The sequence below is a fragment of the Streptomyces sp. NPDC001027 genome, assembly GCF_040299045.1.
Taxonomy (GTDB): Bacteria; Actinomycetota; Actinomycetes; order Streptomycetales; family Streptomycetaceae; genus Streptomyces.
The window spans coordinates 64,171-78,219 of sequence record NZ_JBEPBI010000016.1; the positions used below are offsets into that span (position 1 = coordinate 64,171).

Consider the following 14,049-nt stretch of genomic DNA (forward strand, 5'->3'; position numbering starts at 1 on the left):
GGGCCCCGTCCGCGACGGACGGGGCCCACACTCGCTCCGGATCAGTCCTCGTACGCGTCCAGCGGCGGGCACGAGCAGACGAGGTTGCGGTCGCCGAAGGCCTGGTCGACACGGCGCACCGGCGGCCAGTACTTGTCGGCGGCGGACACCCCGGCGGGGAAGACCGCCTCGTCACGCGAGTACGCGTGCTCCCACGCGTCGCCGAGCGCGGCCGCGGTGTGCGGGGCGCCGACGAGCGGGTTGTCGTCGGCCGGCCACTCGCCCGCGCCGACCTTCTCGATCTCCGCGCGAATGGCGATCATCGCGTCGCAGAACCGGTCGAGCTCGATCAGGTCCTCGGACTCGGTCGGCTCGATCATCAGCGTCCCCGCCACCGGGAACGACATCGTCGGCGCGTGGAAGCCGTAGTCGATGAGCCGCTTCGCGACGTCGTCCACCGTCACACCCGTCGTCCTGGTCAACGGCCGCAGGTCGATGATGCACTCGTGCGCCACCAGCCCGCCCGGACCGTTGTAGAGCACCGGGTAGTGCGGCTCCAGCCGCTTGGCGACGTAGTTGGCGCTCAGCACCGCCACCTGCGTGGCCCGCTTGAGGCCCTCACCGCCCATGAGCCGCACGTACGCCCAGGAGATCGGCAGGATGCCCGCGGAGCCCCACGGAGCCGCCGAGATCGGCCCCACGCCGGTCTCCGGCCCCGCGGCGGGCTGCAGCGGGTGGTTCGGCAGATACGGCGCCAGATGCGAGCGCACGGCCACCGGCCCGACGCCCGGACCGCCGCCGCCGTGCGGGATGGCGAACGTCTTGTGCAGGTTCAGGTGGGAGACGTCGCCGCCGAAGTGCCCCGGCTTAGCGAGCCCGACGAGCGCGTTGAGGTTCGCGCCGTCGACGTACACCTGACCGCCGGCCTCGTGCACCTGGGCGCAGATGTCGGCGACGTGCTCCTCGAACACGCCGTGCGTGGACGGGTAGGTGATCATCAGCACCGACAGCTCGTCCCGGTACTGCTCGATCTTCGCGCGCAGGTCCTCGACGTCGATCTCGCCGTCCTCGGCGGTCTTCACGACGACGACCTTCATGCCGGCCATCACGGCGCTCGCGGCGTTCGTGCCGTGCGCGGAGGACGGGATCAGGCACACGGTGCGCTGCTCGTCGCCGTTGCCCCGGTGGTACCCGCGCACGGCGAGCAGGCCCGCCAGCTCGCCCTGCGACCCGGCGTTCGGCTGCAGCGACACCTTGTCGTACCCGGTTACCTCCGCGAGCCGCTCCTCGAGCTCCCGGATGAGCGTCAGATAGCCCTGGGCCTGCTCGGCGGGCGCGAAGGGGTGCAGCTGCCCGAACTCGGGCCAGGTGACCGGCTCCATCTCGGTGGTGGCGTTGAGCTTCATGGTGCACGAGCCGAGCGGGATCATGCCCCGGTCGAGCGCGTAGTCCCGGTCGGCCAGCCTGCGCAGGTAGCGCAGCATCGCGGTCTCGGACCGGTGCAGCTGGAAGACGGGGTGGGTCAGGATGTCGTCGGTCCGCAGCAGCCCGGCGGGCAGGGCGTCCTCGACGGCCGCGTCGAGCGACGCGATGTCGCCGTCCACCCCGAAGGCCGCCCAGACCGCGGCGACCTGGGCGCGCCCGGTGGTCTCGTCACAGGAGAGCGCCACCTGGTCGGCGTCGACGAGGTGCAGGTTGACCCCGTGCTCCCGCGCGGCGGCGACGACCTCGGCGGCCTTCGCGGGCACGCGCACGGTCAGCGTGTCGAAGTACGCCCGGTGCACCGCCTCGACGCCGCCGGCCTCGAGCCCCGCGGCGATGATCGCGGCGTACCGGTGCGTGCGCCGGGCGATCGTCCGCAGCCCGTCGGGGCCGTGGTAGACCGCGTACATCCCGGCCATCACGGCCAGCAGCACCTGCGCGGTGCAGATGTTGCTGGTCGCCTTCTCACGCCGGATGTGCTGCTCACGCGTCTGCAGTGCGAGCCGGTAGGCCTTGTTCCCGTCCGCGTCCACGGACACGCCCACCAGGCGGCCGGGCAGGCTCCGCGCGAACTTCTCGTGCACCGCCATGTAGCCGGCGTGCGGCCCGCCGAAGCCCATCGGCACGCCGAACCGCTGCGTGGTGCCGACCGCGATGTCCGCGCCCAGCTCACCGGGCGACTTCAGCAGCGTCAGCGCGAGCAGGTCCGCGGCGACGGTGACGAGCGCGCCGAGCCCGTGCGCCTGGTCGATGAGCGCCTTCAGGTCCCGCACGGCGCCGGACGCGCCGGGGTACTGGACCAGCACGCCGTTGATCTCGCGCTCCGCGATCTCCGCGGGAATGCCCTCGCTCAGATCGGCGACGACGACCTCGACGCCGGTCGGCTCGGCGCGCGTCTCGATCACGGCGACGGTCTGCGGCAGCACGTCCGCGTCGATGAGGAAGAGGCCCTTCCTGTTCTTCCCCACGCGCCGGGACAACGCCATCGCCTCGGCGGCCGCCGTGCCCTCGTCGAGCAGCGACGCACCCGAGGTCGGCAGACCCGTCAGGTCCGCGACCATCGTCTGGAAGTTCAGCAGGGCCTCGAGCCGCCCCTGGGAGATCTCCGGCTGGTACGGCGTGTACGCGGTGTACCAGGCCGGGTTCTCCATGACGTTGCGCAGGATGACCGGCGGCGTGAAGGTGCCGTAGTAGCCGAGACCGATCATCGGGTCGAGCACCTGGTTGCGGTCGGCCAGGGCGCGCAGCTCGGCCAGCACCTCGGCCTCGGTGCGCGCGCCCGGCAGGTCCAGCGCGTCGGCGTTCTTGATCACGTCGGGGACCGCGGCGGCGGTGAGCTCGTCGAGCGAGCCGTAGCCGACGTGCGCGAGCATCTTGGCCCGCGCCTCGTGGTCGGGCCCGATGTGGCGCTGCTCGAAGGGGATTCCCTGCTCGAGCTCGGAGAGCGGAATGCGATGGGCGGTCATTACGGAGGCCTCCTGGTCTGACACGACCTTCGAGGGTCACCACGGCGGGTGCCCGGACGGCCTCCCCCTCTGTCATCTCAACCTGAGAGCTTCACCGGTCGCCAGCGGACGACCGGCTTTCACCGTCGGTGAGAGCGGACACCGTCGACGCCGTCGGCACCCGCCCTGCTTTCCAGAGTGACCTCGTCCGTGCGGTACGTGAGCCTGAGAGATTCCGGGGAGGATTTGCTCCTTCGGCGCCTCCGGTGGTCTCCGGAGGACTCTCCCGCACGGGGTCAGCAGCCGTTGCCAGACTACCAGCGAGGTCAACGGGCCTCTCGAGTGGCCGCTCGCCTCAATGTGCTCTTTCGTAGTCCTTACGGACGAGGCGCGACCAAGAGGAGGGCCCGTGCAGACCGACATCGATCCGCGCAACCTGATCGGCCGCAAGGCGTTCGACCGCAACGGGGCGAAGATAGGCACCGTCGACGAGGTCTACCTCGACGACGCGACCGGCGTGCCGGAATGGGCCGCCATCCGCACGGGCCTGTTCTCCCGCGACGCCTTCGTCCCCCTGGAGCCCAGCGAGCTGGTCGAGGGGACCCTGCACATCCCGTTCGACCGGGCGCTGATCAAGGACGCCCCGGACTTCGGCGTGGGCCGCCACCTCTCCCCCGAGCAGGAGCTTCAGCTCTACCACCACTACGGTCTGGACGTGGCGGCCCCTCCCCCGCTGCCGGACCACGACTTCGGCCGGCTGGCGGGCACGGACGACAGCTGACTCCGACTGCCCGCCAGCCCCGTCCCCCGAACGGCCCCACAGCCCCACGACCTCACTCTGCGCCGCTCTCGGGTGTCAGCGACGGCGCCTGCGCCCCGTCCGCCGGCTCCTCGCCCTCTTCCGGTCTTCGCCGCACCAGCGGCAGCGGGTCCGCCGGAGCCAACTGCGGATCGTCGGTGCGGAACGTGCGCACCCGGCCCGGCTGCGACTCCGGCGTCTCGAACCGCACCGTGACCCGGCCCAGCCCACTGCCCTGCACCCACCCGGGCCCGAGCTCGGCATGCCGCACGTCGTGCCCCGGACGCCACTGACGCTCGGCCGGCGCCGGCGCCGGGTCCTGTGCCGGAGCTGGTGCCGGGGCCGACGCCGGCTCCTCGGCGACGGGCTCCGCCGCCGCCTGCGCGGACTCGCCCGCGTGCGCCCCCGCGGCCTGCGCGAACAGGTCCTCCTGCGTGAAGTCCGCCAGACCGCTGACGCCGACGCCCAGCAGCCGCACCCCGCCCGTGGTGTCCACGGACTCCAGCAACCGCGCCGCCGCCTCCCCGATCACCGCCGGATCGTCGGTGGGCCCGCGCAGGGTCTCGGACCGGGTGAGCGTCGAGAAGTCGTACCGCCGCACCTTCAGCACGATGGTCCGACCCGACAGTCCGGCCTCCCGGAGCCTGCGCACGCACCGGTCCGCGAGCCGCTGCACCTCCAGCCCCACCCGGACCCGGTCGTGGATGTCGACGTCGTACGTGTCCTCGACCGACACGGACTTGGTCTCCCGCTCGGCCACCACGGGCCGGTCGTCGCGCGCCAGCGCCATGGCGTAGAGCGCATGCCCGTGCGCCTTGCCCAACAGCCGCACCAGCTCGTCCTCACCGGCCTCCGCGATCTCGTCGACCGTGGTGATCCCGGCCCGCCGCAGATGGTCCCCCGTCGCAGGACCCACCCCCGGCAGCGTCCGCACCGGCATGGGCCCGAGCAGCTGCCGCTCGGTGCCCGGCTCGATGAGCACCAGGCCGTCGGGCTTCGCCTCCTCCGAGGCGATCTTCGCGAGCATCTTGCAGGAGGCCAGCCCCACCGACCCCGTGAGACCGGTGGCGGCCCGTATGTCAGCGCGCAGTCTGACGCCGGCCAGCCGCGCCGAATCGGCGTCCCAGGCCGCCCCGCCGGCCTCCAGGTCCACGAACGCCTCGTCCAGGCTCAGCGGCTCCACCAGCGGCGACAGCGCCCTCAGCAGCGCCATGACCTGCTCGCTGATCGACCGGTAGAAGGCGAACCGCGGCACCAGATAGGCGGCGTTCGGCGCCCGCCTGCGCGCCTGGGCCATGGGCATCGCCGAGTGGACCCCGAACACCCGCGCCTCGTAGGACGCCGTCGCGACCACTCCGCGGGGCCCGAGGCCCCCCACGACCACGGCCTTCCCGCGCAGACTCGGCTTGGAGGCCTGCTCCGCCTGAGCGAAGAAGGCGTCCATGTCGAGATGCAGGATCGTGGGCGCGTTTCTCACACGTCCGATGCTGCACCACGCCACTGACAACGACGTCGCACCACCGCACCCGCGCCCGTGCGAACGCGCCGGGAGGACGCGTCAGACCGCCCGATTGCGCCTGCGCGCCAGTTCGTCCGCCGGATTGGGCCCCACGAGCGTCTCCCCGGTGTCGACGCGCTCCCCGTGCAGCTGTGACAGCGCGCTCTCGACGTCCCGCCACACCACGCCCACGGCGATCCCGAACACTCCCTGACCGCCCTGGAGCAGAGCGTGGACCTCGTCCGGCGAGGTGCACTCGTACACCGTCGCGCCGTCGCTCATCAGCGTCATCCGCTCCAGGTCGCTGAACCCGCGCTCCCGCAGGTGCTGCACGGCGCTGCGGATGTTCTGCAGCGACACCCCGGTGTCGAGGAACCTCTTGACGATCTTCAGGACGACGACGTCGCGGAAGCTGTAGAGACGCTGGCTGCCGGACCCGTGGGCGGGCCGCACGCTCGGCTCGACGAGCCCGGTGCGCGCCCAGTAGTCCAGCTGCCGGTAGGTGATGCCCGCCGCCGCGCAAGCGGTCGGACCGCGATAGCCGATCTGCTCGGACGCCATGGCTGTCGTCCCTCCGCTGCCCGGCACGGCCGCCGGTCGCTGCGGAGCGTGATCGGCCGCACCGCTCTGCTGGGGGTACCCCATGCCCGAGCGCAGCCGAGAGCTTGGGGGAGGGTACGGACCGCTTCCCCCGACACCGAGTCCGGGGGCACCCCCAGCCGTACCGTCGCCGCTGCTTCTCACGCCGACCTCCGTCCTAGACCTGCCTTCTCGACGGTAGGCAGTCGCCAGGGGTGCGTCAACGATCGCCACACTCGGCACGCCGAGTGATAATCACCCTAGGAGTGGTTTCCCGCACCTCACCGCGGGGAAAGGCTAGCCGAATGCGCTGAGAAGTAGCCGTAGGACGCTCTCAGTCGCCGCCGGCATTTGCCGAGGACTAGGGGACACTCCGAGCAGGTCGCCGCAGGTGTGCGCTCCCCCGCGCGTCACTACTGGTTGCTGGTGCCGAAGTCCTCCGGCGAGATCTGGTCGAGGAACTCGCGGAACTTCTCCACCTCGTCCTCCTGCTCGTCCGGGATGGCGATCCCCGCGTCGTCGAGCACCGTGTCGCTGCCGTAGATCGGCGTTCCGGTGCGCAGGGCCAGCGCTATGGCGTCGGACGGACGCGCGCTCACCTCGACGCCGCTGGCGAAGACCAGCTCCGCGTAGAAGACGCCCTCCCGCAGATCCGTGATGCGCACCTCGGTGAGCTCCTGGCCGACGGCTTCCAGCACGTCCTTGAAGAGGTCGTGGGTCAGCGGTCGCGCCGGGGCCATGCCCTGCTGGGCGAAGGCGATCGCCGTCGCCTCCCCCGGTCCGATCCAGATGGGGAGGTAGCGGTCGCCTCCCACTTCGCGCAGCAGCACGATCGGTTGGTTGGAGGGCATCTCGACCCGGACACCTACGACATCGAGCTCGTTCACACAGCAACCCTAGGCCGTGCCCGGGACGTTTGGGTAGTCGGGCCGGGATCGGGCGACCGATCCGCCCTCGGCGAAACCGCCCGCTCAGGGCAGGCGCACCCCGAGCGCGCTCTGCACCAGCGCCGCGTGCAGCCGGACCGTGAGCCCTGCGAGCTCCTTCGTGCGAGCCTCCGCGTGCGCCCGGGTCTGCGGGTTGCGGTGCCGCCTGAGCGGTGCGACCACCTGGTCGACGAGACCGGCTTCGCGGTCGGCCGCCGTCTTCATCACCCGAAGATGCCGTGGCTCGATCCCGAACCGTCCGAGCTCGGCGACGAGGGCCGCCACGGTGGCCGCCTCGGCGTCGTAGACGCCGTTCTCGAGAGGCGCGACGAGCCCGTAGGACTCCCACTCCTCGAGCTCCGCCTCACCGATGCCCGCGGCCGCCAGCAGCTCGGTCCTGCCGATCCGGGCCACCGTGGGCCCCTCCGACGGCTCCGGGACGTGCTCCCCGTCCCGCTGCCGGCCGACGGTCGGCAGCGGAGCGGCCTCGCCGCGCTCCATGGCCTCCAGATGCTCCCGGATGACCTTGAGCGGCAGATAGTGGTCCCTCTGCATCCGCAGGACGTGGCCGAGGCGCTCCACGTCGCGCACGCTGAACTTGCGGTAGCCCGAAGGGGTCCGCTGGGGCTCGATGAGCCCCTCCGACTCCAGAAAACGGATCTTGGAGATCGTGACGTCCGGGAACTCGTCCCGCAGGGTGTTCAGCACGGTGCCGATGCTCATCAGCACACCGTCCGCGGCGGCGGTGCCGGCTCCGGCACCGCCCCTCGGTGTTTGCAGCATGGACCTTCCCTCAGATCCCCCCGGACAGAGCCCGGGGGCGGGTCAGTAACCCCGCTGGCTCGCGTAGAAGACCAGCCGGTACTTGCCGATCTGCACCTCGTCCCCGTTCGACAGCGGGACCTCGTCGATCCGCTCCCGGTTGACGTAAGTGCCGTTCAGGCTGCCGACGTCGGCCACCTTGAAGGTGCCGTCGGGGTTGCGCCGGAACTCCACGTGGCGACGCGACACCGTCACGTCGTCCAGGAAGATGTCGCTCTGCGGATGACGGCCCGCCGTGGTCAGGTCGCCGTCCAGGAGGAAGCGGCTGCCCGAGTTCGGGCCGCGGCGCACCACCAGCAACGCGGAGCCCACCGGCAGCGCGTCGACGGCGGCCTGCGCCTCGGGCGAGAGCGCCGGCAACTGCGTCTGCCCGGTGACCTCGGAGTCATAGGCCTCGAGACCGGAGATCGAGATCGTGGAGGTGGTCTCCGACGCGCGCTCGGGCGTCAGCCCGGGACGCAGCGGCGCACCACAGTTCGAGCAGAAGCGGCTGTTCTCCGCGTTGCGGTTACCGCACCTCGTACACACCAGGGCCGACATAGGGGAAAACCCTCCACCCGTACTCGAGGCTGACGGTTGGCCGAAACCTATGCCGCCGGACTGCGCAGGGTCAACAGACGCCGCGCCCTGACCTCCGGGAACGTCACCGCCCGAACCAGCCACCTGGTCCCTGAACAGCGGTCGCTGACCCTCTGCATCAGGCTGTGCGCGATGACGGGCGGTCGCGTTGTCGCCACCCTCACGCGGGCTCTTGCCGAACAACTTCGCAAACAACTTCACGGGCGATTCCCCTTGACCGAAACAGACCCGCCCGTGGGGCAGGACGAACCCTGACTGATTACACCGGTCGACCCGGACACCTTCACAACGTCCGTGCCCACCAGACAGTTTCCACCACGCACCACCCGATCGGTGCGTCGACCCCCCGCAACCTCATGCCCCTGCCGGACGCCCCCCATGCGCCCCCCGCTCACGGCGCCGACGACCGAGCGTAGTCAGGCCGCTTCGCCTCTCGCAAGGCGTCCACAACGATCTTGCCCGATCGCTCCACGGCCACGGTGGCCTGCTCCTTTTCGAGGGTCTGCACGACGCCGCCAGGGATGTTCAACGCCGGCTCGAGGTCCTGCGGATTGCCGATGACCTTGAAACGGTAAGGCGCGTCGATCTTGTTCCCGTCGACGCTCACGCCCCCGCCCGACTCCGTCAGGAAGGTGTCGGCGACGACGCGCACACCGTTCACCTGGATCGCCTCGGCCCCCGCCGCGCGGAGCTCCTGGATCGCGTCGAGCAGCATGTCCGCCTCGACCGCTCCCTTCCTGTCCTCGATGGTCATCGTGATGCCGGGCCCCTGAGCAGCGACCGTGCCCGCCAGAATGCCGAGTTGCCTCTCCTTCTCGACCGTCTGCTTGCGAGCCTCCTCAGCCTGGTCGGAGCTGTTCTCCAGCTCCTGCCGCTGCTTCTCGAGCCCTTGCTTCTCGTCCTCAAGACGCTGACTTCGGTCGCCGAGTTCATCGAGGATGCGCACAAGATCTTCCTGACGCGCACCACGCAGCGCGTTGCCGCTGTCGCTGTTGGACGCGACCTGCACCGCCAGGCCGAAGCCCAGGCCGAACAGCAGCAGGGCCACGATGAGTTGGGCCCGCGTCACCCGCGGCGGCCAGAGCCCCTCCACGAGCCGCCGACGGCCGTTCGACGCGGCCTCGGCCGGCTCCCGGTCCGGTCCCTCCTCGGGCGTCACGGGCACCTCGTCGGGCAGTTCCCTGCGCAGCCGGTTCTCGGGCGTCTCGTCCCCGTCGCTCATCGCCCTCACGCCCGGAACACGTGCCGGCGGATCGCCGCGGCATTGGAGAAGATGCGGATGCCGAGGACGACGACGACACCGGTCGACAGCTGCGATCCCACGCCCAACTCGTCTCCCAGGAAGACGATCAGCGCGGCGACCACCACGTTCGACAGGAACGACACCACGAACACCTTGTCGTCGAAGATCCCGTCGAGCATGGCCCGCAGCCCGCCGAACACGGCGTCCAGCGCCGCCACCACGGCGATCGGCAGATAGGGGACGACGGCTGCCGGAATCTCGGGCTGGACCAACAGGCCCGCCACGACTCCCACGACGAGGCCCAGTACGGCGATCACGATGTGCCCTTCCCGGTGTGCGGCTTTGCTGTGCGTACGATCACGCTCGGTGCGGCGGGCAGCCGGAGGTCGCTCGCCACGGAGATGGCGGTCCGGATGCCGTAGTTCTCCTGCAGGGCGTTGAGATACAGCCCGTCCGCGCTGTTCTGGAACCTGGTGCTGAGCTTTTTCCCGTCCCCCACCGCGAGCACGGTGTAGGGGGGCACCAGCGGCTTGTTGTCGACCAGTATCGCGTCACCCGCGGCCCTGATCGCGGAGAGCGCCGTCAGCCGCTGACCGTTGATCGAGACGGCTTCGGCGCCCGAGGCCCACAGTCCGTTGACCACGCGCTGCATGTCACGGTCGCGCACCCGCCCGGTGTCGGAGAAGCCGGAGGTCTCACGCGGGTTTCCGTTGCCGCCCGTGGTCGCCTCCTTGGCGTCGTCCACGACGAGCTTCACTCCCGGGCCGTGCACCGCGACGGCGCCCGACAGCAGCCCGGCCAGGTCGGCCTGATCGCTCCCGCCGCTCTGCTTGAGCGCCTCCTGCTGTCGGGCGTTCACGTCGCTCCGCAGCTTGTCGACGGTGCTCTCCAGCTCGTCCGCAGCCTCCGTCTCACGGTCGATGCGGTCGATCAGCTCCTCGCGCTCCTTGGCGACGACCGGTGCCGCGACCCGCGCCTGAGCGGCGCCGACGGTCACCACCAGGGCCGCGAGCACCAGCCCAGCGGCCAGCCCGAGCTTCGCCCGTACCGTCTTGGGCATGCCTCCGGAGCCGTCCGCCTGCTTCCGGGCGGCGGCCTCGGCATAACCGTCGTCGAGGCTGTGGTCCATGACGTTGGTGAGCAGCGACATGGACGCGTCCGGGCGCGAAGGGCGCGCGGCTGTGCTCCGAACGGGGGGCGGCTGCGGCATGCCGCACATCGTCGCACGTCGCGCCCAGTACCTCCGAATGGCCCCACCGGCGTGCCGGACAGGCCCCCTTGGGGACACATGTCCGGCACGCACGCGTGCGCGCGGTTCAGCGCCCGGCGCTGTCCACGACCGTCGACCACTCGTCTAGCAGGGCCTGTGCGGACGCGTCGTCCGGCCCCTCCGCCCACAGATGGGTGACGGCCTCTGCGGGGTCGGGCAGGACCATCACCCAACGGCCGTCCGTCTCCACCACACGAACGCCGTCGGTGGTGTCCACGAAGCGATCTCCGGCCTCTTCGACGACCCGCCGCATCACGAGCCCCTTGACTGCCCACGGGGTCGCCAGATCCCGCTTCAGGACGTGCGCCCGCGGGATCCGCGCATCGATCTGGCTGAGGGTGAGCTGCGTGCGCGCCACCAGGCCGATCAGTCGTACGAAGGCCGCCGTGCCGTCGAAGACGCTGTTGAACTCGGGGACGATGAAACCACCCTTGCCGTCCCCTCCGAAGATGGTCGACTCGTCCTGGCCCACCCGGGTGAGGTCGTCGGGCGACGTCGTCGTCCACTCGACCTGCGTCCCGTGGTACGCCGCCACCTGCTCGGCGATCCTCGTCGTGGTCACGGGCAGGGCGACCCGCCCACTGCGGCGCTCGGCGGCGACCAGGTCGAGCAGGACGAGCAGCGCCCGGTCGTCCTCGATGATCCGGCCCTTCTCGTCGACGAGCGAGAGCCGCTCGCCCACAGGGTCGAACCGCACGCCGAACGCGGCCCGCGACGACGCCACGATCTCGCCGAGCCGTACCAGCCCGGAGCGTCGCTGATCGCCCGTCTCGGTGGGCCGTGCCTCGTTCAGACCGGGGTTGATCGTCAGCGAGTCGACCCCGAGCTTTCCGAGGAGGCTCGGCAGGACCAGGCCGGCGCTGCCGTTCGAGGCGTCGACGACGACCTTCAGCCCCGCCTCGGCGATGCCGGTCGTGTCCACGTTCCGCAGCAGCGACCCGGTGTACGCGTCGAAGACGCTGGCCGGGAAGTACAGGTCCCCGATCTCTCCCGGGAAGGCCCGCCGGTACTCCTGCCGCGCGAAGACCCGGTCCAGCTTGCGCTGGCTCCCCTGCGACAGGTCGGCGCCCTGTCCGTCGAAGAACATGATGTCCACCGAGTCCGGCACCCCGGGCGAGGTCCGGATCATGATTCCGCCGGCGCTCCCTCGCGCGGTCTGCTGCCGCGCCACGGGCAGCGGGACGTTCTCCAGGTCCCGTACGTCGATGGCGCTGGCCTGGAGCGCGGAGATGACGGCCCGCTTCAGCGCACGGGCGCCTCGGGAGTGATCCCGGGCCGTGGTGACCGTGGATCCCTTCTTCAGCGTCGTGGCATACGCGCCGGCGAGACGTACGGCGAGTTCGGGCGTGATCTCGACGTTCAGGATTCCGGACACCCCGCGTGCGCCGAACAGGTGCGCCTGCCCACGGGACTCCCAGATCACCGACGTGTTGACGAACGCGCCGGCCTCGATGGTCTTGAAGGGGTAGACCCGCACATTTCCCTGCACGATCGATTCTTCACCGATCAGGCATTCGTCGCCGATGACGGCGCCGTCCTCGATCCGGGCGGCCCGCATGATGTCGGTGTTCTTTCCGACCACGCAGCCACGCAGATTGCTGTGCTGACCGACGTAGACGTTGTCGTGCACGACGGCCTTGTGCAGAAAGGCCCCGCTCTTCACGACGACGTTCGATCCGACCACGGTGTGCTCGCGGATTTCGGCGCCGGCCTCGACCTTCGCGTAGTCCCCGATGTAGAGGGGGCCGCGGAGCACCGCGTCGGCATGCACCTCGGCGCCTTCGGCGACCCAGACGCCCGGCGAGATCTCGAAACCGTCGATCTCGACGTCGACCTTGCCTTCGAGCACATCGGCCTGGGCCTTGACGTAGCTCTCGTGCGTGCCCACGTCCTCCCAGTAGCCTTCGGCGATGTAGCCGTAGACCGGCTTGCCCTCCTTCATCAACTGCGGGAAGACGTCACCGGACCAGTCGACGGGGACGTCGGCCTCCACGTAGTCGAAGACCTCGGGCTCCATGACGTAGATGCCCGTGTTCACGGTGTCCGAGAAGACCTGGCCCCAGGTCGGCTTCTCCAGGAAGCGCTCGACCTTGCCCTCTTCGTCGACGATGGTGATGCCGAATTCCAGCGGATTGGGCACGCGCGTCAGACAGACCGTGACGAGCGCTCCCTTTTCCTTGTGGAAGTTGATCAGCTCGGTGAGGTCGAAGTCGGTCAGGGCGTCACCGGAAATGACGAGGAAAGCGTCGTCCTTCAACGCCTCCTCTGCGTTCTTGACGCTTCCGGCGGTACCGAGTGGCTTCTCCTCGTTGGCATAGCTGAGCTCCATTCCGAGCTCTTCGCCGTCACCGAAGTAGTTCTTGACGAGCGATGCCAGGAACTGGACAGTAACGACGGTCTCATTGAGCCCATGCCTTTTGAGCAGCCTCAGCACGTGCTCCATGATCGGCCGGTTGGCCACCGGCAGGAGCGGCTTGGGCATGCTCGAGGTCATAGGGCGAAGGCGCGTGCCTTCGCCTCCGGCCATCACGACGGCCTTCATGTCGGAAGCGTCCTCCTAAAAGAGACGACGGTCTAGCCGACTTCACTCCTCCGGATTGTCCCGCACTTCTCCACCGCGGGCCAACGAGCCACTGCTCGGCCAATCGGCGAGGTCAGCCGGCCAAGGTGTCCGCTCGAACCAGGCGGCGGACCTGTACCACATAGAGGACTCCTGCCCACCAATACAGCGTTGTACCCCATCCGGCGAACGCCCATCCGAAAATAGCAGCGAGTGACGCCAACCACCCGCTTCCGTCACTCAGCAGAAGCAGCGGGAAGGCGTACATCAGGTTGAAGGTGGCCGCCTTGCCCAGGAAGTTCACCTGCGGCGGCGGATAGCCGTGCCGCCTGAGGACTCCCACCATCACCAGCAGAACCAGCTCACGCAGAAGCAGTACAGCCGTCAACCAAAGGGGCAGAATCTCCCGCCAGGTGAGACCGACCAATGTCGAGAGAATGTAGAGCCGGTCAGCCGCGGGGTCGAGAAGCCGGCCGAGGCTGCTGATCTGGTTCCAACGCCGCGCGAGCATGCCGTCCAGATAGTCGCTGACCCCGCTGAAGGCCAGCACGAGGAGCGCCCAGCCGTCGCTCTGCGGACCTCCGAACTCGGGCCTCAGGATCAGCCACAGAAACAGCGGCACGCCGACGAGGCGGGCCATGCTGAGGATGTTGGGGATGGTGAGGACCCGGTCTGTCTGGACACGGGTCTCCTGGACCTCCACCCGGGGGCCTCCAGTAGGAAATGAGCCGACGATTCCCCCTGACCCTACCCCAACGCAAAAAAGCTCTGGCTCCTGGGCTGCGTGCCCAAGAGCCAGAGCTCTAAAAGGAGTTCGGCGGTGTCCTACTCTCCCACAGGGTCCCCCCTGCAGTACCATCGGCGCTG

General features: G+C 69.8%; 12 protein-coding genes and 1 riboswitch. Of the genes, 1 reads left to right on the top strand and 11 read right to left on the bottom strand.

Going from position 1 to position 14,049, the window contains the following annotated elements; all coding sequences use genetic code 11:
- Positions 1-41: 41 nt before the first annotated feature.
- A complete protein-coding gene (gcvP, locus tag ABT300_RS08000) occupies positions 42-2,927 on the bottom strand; it encodes an aminomethyl-transferring glycine dehydrogenase (protein WP_351673206.1) in 2,886 nt (961 codons plus the stop codon).
- Between the two features lie 182 nt (positions 2,928-3,109).
- A riboswitch (glycine riboswitch) is annotated at positions 3,110-3,205 on the bottom strand.
- A 110-nt stretch (positions 3,206-3,315) separates the two neighbouring features.
- On the opposite strand from gcvP, the gene ABT300_RS44430 reads away from it, so the two are divergent.
- Entirely contained in the window at positions 3,316-3,687 is a 372-nt protein-coding gene (locus ABT300_RS44430) for a PRC-barrel domain-containing protein (RefSeq protein WP_398433069.1), read from the top strand.
- A 52-nt stretch (positions 3,688-3,739) separates the two neighbouring features.
- On the opposite strand, the gene ABT300_RS08010 is transcribed toward ABT300_RS44430, so the two are convergent.
- From ABT300_RS08010 to clsA, 10 genes are all read right to left on the bottom strand, one after another.
- Complete coding sequence (locus tag ABT300_RS08010; RefSeq protein WP_502977892.1) at positions 3,740-5,182, bottom strand: DNA polymerase IV; 1,443 nt, start codon at positions 5,180-5,182, stop codon at positions 3,740-3,742.
- A gap of 81 nt (positions 5,183-5,263) precedes the next feature.
- Positions 5,264-5,947 carry a MerR family transcriptional regulator gene (locus ABT300_RS08015; protein WP_351673208.1) on the bottom strand — a complete coding sequence of 228 codons (684 nt, stop codon included), beginning with the start codon at positions 5,945-5,947 and terminating at the stop codon, positions 5,264-5,266.
- A 248-nt stretch (positions 5,948-6,195) separates the two neighbouring features.
- Positions 6,196-6,669, bottom strand: a complete 474-nt coding sequence (locus tag ABT300_RS08020; protein ID WP_004934251.1) for a bifunctional nuclease family protein — start codon at positions 6,667-6,669, stop codon at positions 6,196-6,198.
- An 84-nt stretch (positions 6,670-6,753) separates the two neighbouring features.
- Positions 6,754-7,491, bottom strand: coding sequence for a transcriptional regulator FtsR (gene ftsR / locus ABT300_RS08025; RefSeq protein ID WP_351673210.1), 738 nt, complete (start codon positions 7,489-7,491; stop codon positions 6,754-6,756).
- Positions 7,492-7,533: 42 nt separating this feature from the next.
- Positions 7,534-8,418 carry an FHA domain-containing protein gene (locus ABT300_RS08030; protein ID WP_351673241.1) on the bottom strand — a complete coding sequence of 295 codons (885 nt, stop codon included), beginning with the start codon at positions 8,416-8,418 and terminating at the stop codon, positions 7,534-7,536.
- Between the two features lie 82 nt (positions 8,419-8,500).
- Positions 8,501-9,331: a DUF881 domain-containing protein gene (locus ABT300_RS08035; RefSeq protein ID WP_351673212.1), complete on the bottom strand. Its 831-nt coding sequence runs from the start codon at positions 9,329-9,331 to the stop codon at positions 8,501-8,503.
- 5 nt (positions 9,332-9,336) lie between these two features.
- Entirely contained in the window at positions 9,337-9,669 is a 333-nt protein-coding gene (locus ABT300_RS08040) for a small basic family protein (RefSeq protein ID WP_030798533.1), read from the bottom strand.
- Positions 9,666-10,502, bottom strand: a complete 837-nt coding sequence (locus tag ABT300_RS08045; protein ID WP_351673215.1) for a DUF881 domain-containing protein — start codon at positions 10,500-10,502, stop codon at positions 9,666-9,668. Before ABT300_RS08045 ends, ABT300_RS08040 begins: the two co-directional genes overlap by 4 nt.
- Before the next feature lie 166 nt (positions 10,503-10,668).
- Entirely contained in the window at positions 10,669-13,164 is a 2,496-nt protein-coding gene (locus tag ABT300_RS08050) for a sugar phosphate nucleotidyltransferase (protein WP_351673217.1), read from the bottom strand.
- Positions 13,165-13,276: 112 nt separating this feature from the next.
- Positions 13,277-13,885 (bottom strand): cardiolipin synthase ClsA, encoded by a 609-nt coding sequence (gene clsA / locus ABT300_RS08055; protein ID WP_351673219.1) that lies wholly within the window; start codon positions 13,883-13,885, stop codon positions 13,277-13,279.
- Positions 13,886-14,049: the final 164 nt, after the last annotated feature.

What these genes read in the sequence shown, in the direction of transcription:
- gcvP (WP_351673206.1), bottom strand. Translation starts at nt 2,927, where the DNA reads ATGACCGCCCATCGCATTCCGCTCTCCGAGCTCGAGCAGGGAATCCCC.
- ftsR (WP_351673210.1), bottom strand. Translation starts at nt 7,491, where the DNA reads ATGCTGCAAACACCGAGGGGCGGTGCCGGAGCCGGCACCGCCGCCGCG.
- ABT300_RS08035 (WP_351673212.1), bottom strand. Translation starts at nt 9,331, where the DNA reads ATGAGCGACGGGGACGAGACGCCCGAGAACCGGCTGCGCAGGGAACTG.
- ABT300_RS08045 (WP_351673215.1), bottom strand. Translation starts at nt 10,502, where the DNA reads ATGTCGCTGCTCACCAACGTCATGGACCACAGCCTCGACGACGGTTAT.
- ABT300_RS08050 (WP_351673217.1), bottom strand. Translation starts at nt 13,164, where the DNA reads ATGAAGGCCGTCGTGATGGCCGGAGGCGAAGGCACGCGCCTTCGCCCT.